The organism is Cyanobacteriota bacterium, from assembly GCA_025054735.1.
GTDB lineage: Bacteria > Cyanobacteriota > Cyanobacteriia > SKYG9 > SKYG9 > SKYG9.
The window spans coordinates 1-9,069 of the sequence record JANWZG010000138.1; the positions used below are offsets into that span (position 1 = coordinate 1).

A 9,069-nucleotide genomic window follows, 5' to 3' on the forward strand; every position below is an offset into this window, starting at 1 on the left:
CATCTCTCACACACTCGTATTACACATTCACGTCGCACATTCATATGGGTTACTCCCACTAGAGAGTTGCTACGAATGGCGGATTTCTCTGTTGATTAAAAGCTTTTATCTTAGATACAAGAGGCCAAATGCTTGCAGGTGAAGCACAGAAGCAAGCTGATTTAACCCCAGCTACAGGATTGGCTAACTGCGAGATTAGGCATAGAAATATAGCCCTGAGGGGTAACTAACGAGTGCGTTGCACAGGGTTTATCTAGGAATTTCTGACAGAGAAGTTCTGCTGTGGATAGTTGTGGTGTGACTGTTGGTGCTGGTTTACAGAACCCTAAACAATAGGGAACCTTTGCCCACATACCTATATCCATCAAACCTTGGCACATGTGTGGTTGTTCACTAAGGAAAATCTGCCAATGTCTGACCTAATTCAAGCTGTTCTCCAGAGCGATGAGCGCACCAACCTCCGACAGTTTGCTAGCTTGTTACGCACTTCTGAAAAACGATATCTGCTGCGAAACGAGATTTTGACCCTGTTTGCAGAGTACTGCCATACCTACGAAAAGTCCGATCGCTTCTACACATCCTCTCACCTCAGCAAGCTGATCTACTACGTTCAAGAAATCATCATCGATAGTGAAAGTCTGTACTTGATTATTCGTCCCCGCATAGCCAGTCAAGAAGCCTATCGGTTGTTGGAAGATTTGACAGTAGAGCCAATTAGTACGCAAGACCTGCTAGATCTACACGATCGTCTGGTCAATCACTTCCATCCCAACGAAGGCGATGTATTCGAGATTGATTTTCAGCCTTTTTATGACTATTCACCAACTATCCGTGACCCCAAAAACATCGGCAAGGGTGTTGCTTTCTTGAATCGATACCTTTCTAGCAAACTCTTTCAAGATCCACACCAATGGCAAGAAGAACTGTTTACGTTTTTGCGGTTGCATGGCTATGGTGGCCAACCACTCATGATCAACGAGCGGATCAACAGTCAAAAACAGTTGTCTAATCAAGTTAAGGCGGCTATCACATTTCTGGGTAATTGTCCGAGTGATAAGCCCTACGAGGCACTGCGGTTTGACTTGCAAAGTATGGGCTTTGAACCAGGTTGGGGGAATACTGCCCAGCGTATACAAGAAACTCTCGAAATCCTCGATCAGTTGATCGACTCCCCTGATCACCAGGCATTAGAGGCGTTGATTTCGCGCATTCCCATGATTTTTCGCATCGCCTTGGTGTCTCCCCATGGCTGGTTTGGGCAAGAGGGGGTTTTGGGAAGACCAGACACGGGCGGGCAAGTAGTCTACATCTTGGATCAGGTGAAAAGCCTAGAACAACAACTTCGGCATGATCTAGAGCTGGCAGGGCTATCTGTGTTGAATGTCCAGCCCAAGGTGATTGTGTTAACGCGGTTAATTCCCAACAGTGATGGTACGACTTGTAACCAGCGCCTAGAAAAGATCTACGGAACTGAGAACGCTTGGATTTTACGGGTACCGTTCCGGGATTTCAACCCTAAACTGACGCAGAACTGGATTTCGCGCTTTGAGATTTGGCCCTACCTAGAAACCTTTGCGATCGATGCTGAGCGGGAGTTGCGAGCTGAGTTTCAAGGTAAACCTGACCTGATTGTGGGCAATTACTCCGATGGCAATCTAGTGGCATTTCTGTTATCTCGCCGTCTGAAGGTTACCCAGTGCAACGTTGCCCATGCCCTAGAGAAATCTAAATATCTATTTAGCAACCTCTATTGGCATGACTTAGAAGATAAGTACCACTTCTCGCTGCAATTTACGGCTGACCTGATTGCCATGAATGCAGCCAACTTTATCATCAGCAGCACCTATCAAGAAATTGTGGGTACCCCTGATAGTGTTGGGCAATACGAATCCTACAAATCCTTCACGATGCCTGACCTGTATCATGTGGTCAGTGGCATTGAGCTGTTTAGCCCCAAATTTAACGTGGTGCCGCCGGGGGTAAATGAACATGTCTTTTTTCCCTATACCAACAGCGACGATCGGCTCTTGCTAGAGCGCGATCGCCTAGAAGACCTGCTATTTACCCTAGATGACCCACACCACGTGTTTGGAACTTTGGATGATCCTAAGAAGCGACCACTATTTTCCATGGCACGTCTGGATCGCATCAAGAACTTAACTGGGCTAGCCGAGTGCTTCGGTAAAAGTGCCGCTCTTCAGGAACACTGTAACCTGATTTTGATTGCTGGCAAGCTGCGTCCTGAAGATTCCACCGACCATGAAGAGATTGACCAGATTAACAAGCTTTATCACATCATTGATCAGTACCATCTCCAGGGCAAAGTGCGCTGGTTAGGGGTACGCCTGTCTAAGGCTGACTCTGGTGAAGTGTATCGCGTCATTGCCGATCGGCAGGGCATCTTTGTGCAGCCTGCCCTGTTTGAAGCCTTTGGTCTCACCATTCTAGAAGCAATGATTACCGGACTACCTACCTTTGCGACTCGATTTGGTGGCCCGCTAGAAATCATTCAGGATGGTGTCAATGGCTTTCTCATTAATCCAACCTTGTTAGCAGAGATGGCTGACAAAATTTTGGACTTTTTGACCAAGTGTGAGCAGCATCCTCAGTATTGGCACCAGATTTCCCAACGGGCGATCGAACGAGTCTATAGCACTTATACCTGGAGCATTCACACCACTCGGTTACTCTCTCTGGCCAAGATCTACGGGTTTTGGAACCATGCATCCAAGGAAAATCGGGAAGACATGTTGCGCTACGTCGAAGCCCTGTTTTACTTACTCTATCGTCCCCGTGCTCGGGCACTGCTTGAGCGCCATCAGCAGCTATAGTAAGGCCAAGGTTCAGTAGCCGTTAGCTAACCCTATATCAACATCTTGGCATTACTCACTATGGAACAGCGCTCTAGCGTTCCTCTAGGAACCCTATGGCATTCTCTGACACAAACTCCTATAGTTTGGGGCTTAATCGCTAGTTTTTTCCTCACATTACTACTCGTGTCACCTGTGGGGGAGTTTCCACTCAATGATGACTGGATCCATGCTGTAGCTACTCGACACCTGCTTCACACAGGCACCTATGCTGGACATCCCTATGTAGCCTCAACCCTAGTAGCTCAGGTATTTTGGGGAGCCTTATTCTGTAAGGTGTTTGGCTTTAGCTTCACGACGCTGCGCTTGTCTACTATCGTGATTACTGGCATCGGTGCTTGGGCGATCGCCCAATGCGGGCTAACGATCGGCCTGCCTAGCCTGTTGGCTTTTCTGTGTGGTTGGGCTGTGGTCATGAATCCTGTTGGTCTGAGCTTGACCTACAGCTATATGACCGATATGCCTTTTCTCGCCATGACTGCTGTATCGGGGCTGTTTTTCCTGCGATCGTTCACTGGGCACCAAGACCGCAATATCATCCTAGGCAGTTTATTTGCAGCCATTGCCTTTCTCATTCGCCAATTTGGTATTGTCTTGCCCATAGCCTACGTCCTAACACTGATCGGGTTACGAATTGCCCGCAACCGACCGCTGTCAGTCAGTAACTTGCTCTGTCTAGGGTCACCTTGGTTAGGGGTTATTCCCATTTACGGCTATCTATCTACGATCGGAGCCAATAATCCTACGTTCGCAGCGTTAACTGGGCGCATCCCTGTGGAAGCAATCGAGGCATTGTGCCATGTACCGGTTGCCCTGTGCTACCTCAGCCTGTTTTTTCTACCCTTGGGCATAGCCCACCTGTGGCAAGTGATATTTACTAACCAAACTAGGAGCCAGACACAGCAGCAGACTATCAGAGCCTGGGGATTTTGCCTTGTCGCGATCGGGGTATTCACCTTACCGCGAATCCTTTTTGGGCTGAAGCGGTGGTTGTTCAATGACACAGCCCAGTGGCTACGGGACTTTCCTGTAAGAATGCCTCTGCTCAATGGCGACTATTTACACGACTTTGCCATCGGCAACTTACACCTACCTGGCCTGCAGCCGACTGTTCATCTGGGGCATTGGTGGTGGCTAATTACGGCTATTTGCCTATGCACTGCTAGTTTTGTTGTTGCCCGATGCATTGAAATTGTGCAAAATATTCTGCGCCAGCCAGACAACCCCCTACCCCAACTGCCCACTAACGGTTCTGTCCCTGTTGTTAACAATCCAGCGTATGATAGCCAGCAGTTGTTCATAGGGCTGTGGGGACTTTTGCTGGTGATGATTGTCTACAATCCTTGGCGAGTGCAGGTATTTGATCGCTACCTGTTACCTGCGACTATCCCATTCATTCTCATCTTAGCTACCGAGATGAAACCAGCGAGTTGGAGGTCTGCTCGTTGGGTTACGATCGCCAGTTGTGTGCTGATTTACAGCGTTAGCATCATAACCTTGCAAGATTATCTAGCGTGGAATCGAGCAGCATGGGCTGCTGGACAGCGGCTAATGACACACTACAATGTCCCACCATCTATCATTCGGAATGTCGATACCTTTAATGGCTGGCACAATAGCGAGCAGTACATGCAGGTCTATCGCACGCGATCGTGGGATGATAGCAATTTGTCAGGAAAAGGCCCTTGGGTCTTAGATGACACCTATCTGGTAACAGCAGCTAGTCAGGCGGTAATGGGTTATGAGGTGGTTGAGCGTCTCTCCTACAGGTCATGGCTAGGCCACCGCGATCGTTACCTTACTATTTGGAAGCGAATTCAGTAACCATGCCTGATCTAACATCATTAATCACTGTGCCGACTGGTGCTCTTTGCGTAGAAGAGGTACCTATTGATCAGCGTCATGGAACGGTCGTGCTCTCCCTAGTCGTGCCTACCTATAATGAGGCCAAAAACATCAAAGCAATGGTGGCTCAGTTGAGCGATCGTCTAGACGACATCTTGCCCAATGCCTATGAACTGATTGTTGTGGACGACAACAGCCCCGATGGCACCTGGGAAATTGCCCTGTCCCTAATTCACCAATATCCTCACCTGCGGGTTATGCGCCGAGTAGACGAACGTGGTCTGGCTACAGCAGTTGTTCGAGGTTGGCAAGTTGCCTATGGTGCAGTGTTAGGTGTCATTGACGGAGATTTGCAGCATCCCCCAGAAATTTTGCAGACCCTATGGGCAGAGATCGATCGTGGTGCCGATTTAGCCGTTGCTAGTCGCCATGTAGAAGGCGGCGGTGTCAGTGAGTGGAGTATCATCCGGCGGTTTCTTTCCCGTGGTGCTCAGGTTCTAGGCCTAATACTCTTGCCTGAGGTGATTGGTCGTGTATCCGATCCTATGAGTGGATATTTCCTAGTGCGGCGACGGTGTTTGGTCGGTTGCACCCTCAGCCCCCTGGGTTACAAAATTTTGGTGGAGGTATTGGGACGCGGACGTATCGGCTGGATTGGTGAGGCTGGTTATGTCTTCCAAGAGCGACAAGAGGGTGAGAGCAAAGTCACACGTAAGCAATACATTGACTACCTGCGCCATCTTGTCCGCCTACGGTTATCTCTGTTACCTGTGGGTCGCTTTTTGCGATTCGGTGTAGTCGGGTTTAGTGGTGTATTTGTGGATTTGGGATTGTTTTATCTGTTGCGCACAGTACTGGGTTTGGGCCTGACTCGCAGTGCGATCGCCTCTTCAGAGATTGCGATTCTCAGCAACTTTCTTTGGAACGAGCTGTGGACATTTGGTGACATTGCCCGCAAGCAACCCGGCAAACGACAACGTCTAAAACGACTGATAAAGTTCAATATCGTTTGTTTGGCAGGCTTAGTATTAAATGTGTCGATCGTGAATATCTTGTTTAATGGCTTTGGTGTCAATGAGTATATTGCCAAGCTGATTGCTATTGCGATCGTTACCCTATGGAACTTCTGGATTAATTTCAAGCTGAACTGGCGCGTTACTGATATCCAACCCTAGGACTAGGGATCCCAATCATCTTCCCAATAATCCACTATTTGTTGGGCTAAGGTGTATTCTTAGCAAACCTTCATCCCATCGTGCTCAAAACGTGCACCTAACATTGGGGATAAGCCTAACATTGGGGATAGATACAGTTGTTTGCAGCATTGACACTTGAACTTAAGCAGCTACTTCTTTAGCGCTTTTCGAGCAAATGTAATTCCTGTAACAGAAGTAACATCCTCATACTCAGGTGGATGTATAGTTTCGACAACCAAGCGACGGTGCCCATCATGACCTTCCACGTAGTCACGATCGGCTGAATTATGGACTACTAGCAACCCACCCACTTTCAGCCAAGGCGACCACAACTCGTAGGCTGAACGAACGCCTTGAGGGGATTGATCCCCGTCTAAAAAGAGGAGATCGATAGGCTGCTGCCAATGGAGCCCAACTGTCTCAGCAGTACCCTTATGTACATCCACCCACGATGTCACACCAGCACGTTGAAGGTTTTGATCAAACTGCTGTCGCTGAGACATGGGTTTGGCGCTGATAATGTCTTGGTAAATCGGCACTGAAACATCATCACCAGAGGCATCAAACGGGTCAACACAGTGCAACTTCCCGCTACCACGCACTTTTCGGGCACCTGCCAACAATACTGATGACCTGCCTAAAAATGAGCCAATTTCCACAATTACAGCATTTGCAGGCAACTGATAGCTAGCGCGTGCCAGTGCAAACATCTCTCGGTTGGTTGACCAGCCTGGAATTTCCTGAGCATAGATGATATATTTTCCCAATGCCCCATAGCGCAGACGATAAAGCAATTGCCTGATCCAAGATTGGATTTTCCGTTTAATGCCCCGGAGGTGAGTCTTTAGCGTCACGAGTACCTACCCAATATACTGCAATTGCTACAGTAGCATATTGTCTGGCACACCCAAGGATGCCAAGGTTACACACGCTATCTGAGATATTTTCCTAGCTGGGGCTGCGTCAACTCTAACCATCACGTTGGTAGCCCGTGCTTTAGCGCTGAAGCGTTCACTACAAGTCAAGGCATTGCACCAGAGTTATCCTGAGTTGCCGATCGCGCATCACAGTATTAACATAGGCAGCTATTTCCACACAGGTTCTCAAGCGTCAGAATAGCCTGTAATATCTGTGACTAACTCTGGTAATATGTTAGGTTTGCAGACATTCTCACACTGGACTGGTAAGGAGACCCCAACTATGGCTCGAATGTATTACGACGCAGATGCCAACCTAGACCTGTTGACGGGCAAAACGATCGCCATCATCGGCTACGGTTCCCAGGGACATGCCCATGCCCTCAACCTCAAAGATAGTGGGGTTAACGTCATTGTGGGATTATATGCAGGCAGCAAATCAGCCGCTAAAGCGGAAGCTGAAGGCTTAACCGTCAAACCCGTTGCTGATGCGGCCAAACTAGCTGACATCATTATGATTCTGCTCCCTGATGAAGTGCAAAAAACTGTCTATGCCGATGATATTCAACCCCATCTCACGGCTGGAAAAGCACTCGCATTTGCCCACGGCTTCAACATTCACTTCGCACAAATCGTTCCCCCTGCGGATGTGGATGTGTTTATGGTAGCTCCCAAAGGTCCAGGACACCTCGTGCGGCGCACATACGAGCAAGGGGAAGGTGTACCCTGTTTATTTGCAGTGTTTCAGGATGCAACTGGACGAGCGCGAGACTTAGCAATGGCCTATGCCAAGGGAATTGGCGGTACTCGCGGCGGCATTTTAGAAACCACCTTTAAGGAAGAGACAGAAACTGACCTATTCGGTGAACAGGCAGTGCTGTGTGGCGGCCTAAGTGCCCTGATTAAGGCAGGCTTTGAAACCTTAGTGGAAGCAGGATATCAACCAGAACTGGCCTATTTTGAATGTCTTCACGAGGTGAAATTAATTGTTGACCTAGTGGTGGAGGGTGGCTTGGCCAAAATGCGGGATAGCATCTCTAACACTGCGGAGTATGGTGACTATACCCGTGGCCCCCGCATCATCACCGATCAAACTCGTGCCGAGATGAAAAAAATCCTCACGGAAATCCAGACAGGACAATTTGCTCGAGAATTTGTACTAGAAAACCAGGCAGGCAAGCCAGGATTTACAGCTATGCGCCGACGAGAGGCTGCGCACCCGATCGAAGCAGTTGGCAAAGAATTGCGAGCCATGTTTAGCTGGTTAAAATCAAAGTAAGTTGATAGGCTTACGGCGTTGGTGATTTCACGATCGTGACCTTACAAACTCAACCTAGGCCAACGGATGCAGTGCTAGGCGGGCTAACACCGCCACCTACTACAGGTGCTGTCTTGGGTGGACTCCCTGGAGTCACTTGGCGCTTGCAGAGTCCATCAGCAGTTCAGCGGGTAGCGGCGGTACTAGAAGCATTGGGCTATGGACAGGCTGGAGAAGCTGCGATCGTGGCTGCTCTTGACCAAGAGGGCATCACTGGACAGTCCAGTCTCTTACTGCTCTGGCAACACCCTGATCCTAGACTACGATCCTTGCTTCAAGGTTACACACCCTTGGTGCAATCAGAACAGGCGATCGACTATGGGCCGCTTCAGACTCTCCTAGCAAATGCTGATTGGGAACAGGCAGATCTAGCTACAGCTCGCATTATGTTGCACTTGATTGGCTATCCCGATCGGCTCTACCCTGATGGCGATGTTTTGCATCAGTTTCCCCTAACCGATTTGCGGACAATCGATCGTCTGTGGACGCATTACAGCCAAGGGCGGTTTGGGTTTAGTATTCAGCGTCAACTGTGGCAACAACTGGGCATGGCTCCTGGCATCCCTGACCTAATCACCCTAGGCAAGTTTGGTCGCCAGATTGGTTGGCGCACAGGTAGTGCATGGCGTTATCATAACCAACTGACCTATAGCCTGCGGGCACCGATCGCCCACTTGCCTGGTTGGGTCGGCTGGGGCGACGACGTGATGGACTACGAATATCTGCTCTTTGGCGGTGGACAACCATTAATGCTCATGGGTTGGAGTGCATTGGCTACCCATCCAGCGTTATGAGAGGCTACCCATCCAGCGTTATGAGAATTGACTTCACAGTGATTCCAAACAGCGATAAGACAACAGCCAGGATAATTCGGCGTTGCTGAACACAAATATGAATTGCCCTCATCCCCAACCCTTCCTCTT

At 49.1% G+C, this 9,069-nt stretch carries 6 protein-coding genes; 5 read left to right on the forward strand and 1 reads right to left on the reverse strand.

Going from position 1 to position 9,069, the window contains the following annotated elements; translation table 11 throughout:
* Window positions 1–410 precede the first annotated feature (410 nt).
* The 3 genes from NZ772_08380 to NZ772_08390 are packed head-to-tail and all read left to right on the forward strand — an operon-like array spanning window position 411 to window position 5,890.
* Window positions 411–2,831 carry a sucrose synthase gene (locus NZ772_08380; protein MCS6813569.1) on the forward strand — a complete coding sequence of 807 codons (2,421 nt, stop codon included), beginning with the start codon at window positions 411–413 and terminating at the stop codon, window positions 2,829–2,831.
* Between the two features lie 60 nt (window positions 2,832–2,891).
* Window positions 2,892–4,694 carry a hypothetical protein gene (locus NZ772_08385; GenBank protein MCS6813570.1) on the forward strand — a complete coding sequence of 601 codons (1,803 nt, stop codon included), beginning with the start codon at window positions 2,892–2,894 and terminating at the stop codon, window positions 4,692–4,694.
* Window positions 4,695–4,696: 2 nt separating this feature from the next.
* Complete coding sequence (locus NZ772_08390) at window positions 4,697–5,890, forward strand: glycosyltransferase family 2 protein (GenBank protein ID MCS6813571.1); 1,194 nt, start codon at window positions 4,697–4,699, stop codon at window positions 5,888–5,890.
* A gap of 170 nt (window positions 5,891–6,060) precedes the next feature.
* Here NZ772_08390 and NZ772_08395 read toward each other — a convergent pair whose 3' ends face one another.
* On the reverse strand, window positions 6,061–6,765 hold the full coding sequence (locus NZ772_08395) for a class I SAM-dependent methyltransferase (protein ID MCS6813572.1): 705 nt from the start codon (window positions 6,763–6,765) through the stop codon (window positions 6,061–6,063).
* 346 nt (window positions 6,766–7,111) lie between these two features.
* On the opposite strand from NZ772_08395, the gene ilvC reads away from it, so the two are divergent.
* Together ilvC and NZ772_08405 are read left to right on the forward strand one after the other, a co-directional pair.
* Window positions 7,112–8,107, forward strand: a complete 996-nt coding sequence (ilvC, locus tag NZ772_08400) for a ketol-acid reductoisomerase (GenBank protein MCS6813573.1) — start codon at window positions 7,112–7,114, stop codon at window positions 8,105–8,107.
* 35 nt (window positions 8,108–8,142) lie between these two features.
* Complete coding sequence (locus tag NZ772_08405; GenBank protein ID MCS6813574.1) at window positions 8,143–8,940, forward strand: GUN4 domain-containing protein; 798 nt, start codon at window positions 8,143–8,145, stop codon at window positions 8,938–8,940.
* Window positions 8,941–9,069: the final 129 nt, after the last annotated feature.

Bases quoted from the DNA above. Each gene is read 5' to 3' on its own strand.
- NZ772_08380 (MCS6813569.1), top strand. From the start codon at position 411: ATGTCTGACCTAATTCAAGCTGTTCTCCAGAGCGATGAGCGCACCAAC.
- NZ772_08385 (MCS6813570.1), top strand. From the start codon at position 2,892: ATGGAACAGCGCTCTAGCGTTCCTCTAGGAACCCTATGGCATTCTCTG.
- NZ772_08390 (MCS6813571.1), top strand. From the start codon at position 4,697: ATGCCTGATCTAACATCATTAATCACTGTGCCGACTGGTGCTCTTTGC.
- ilvC (MCS6813573.1), top strand. From the start codon at position 7,112: ATGGCTCGAATGTATTACGACGCAGATGCCAACCTAGACCTGTTGACG.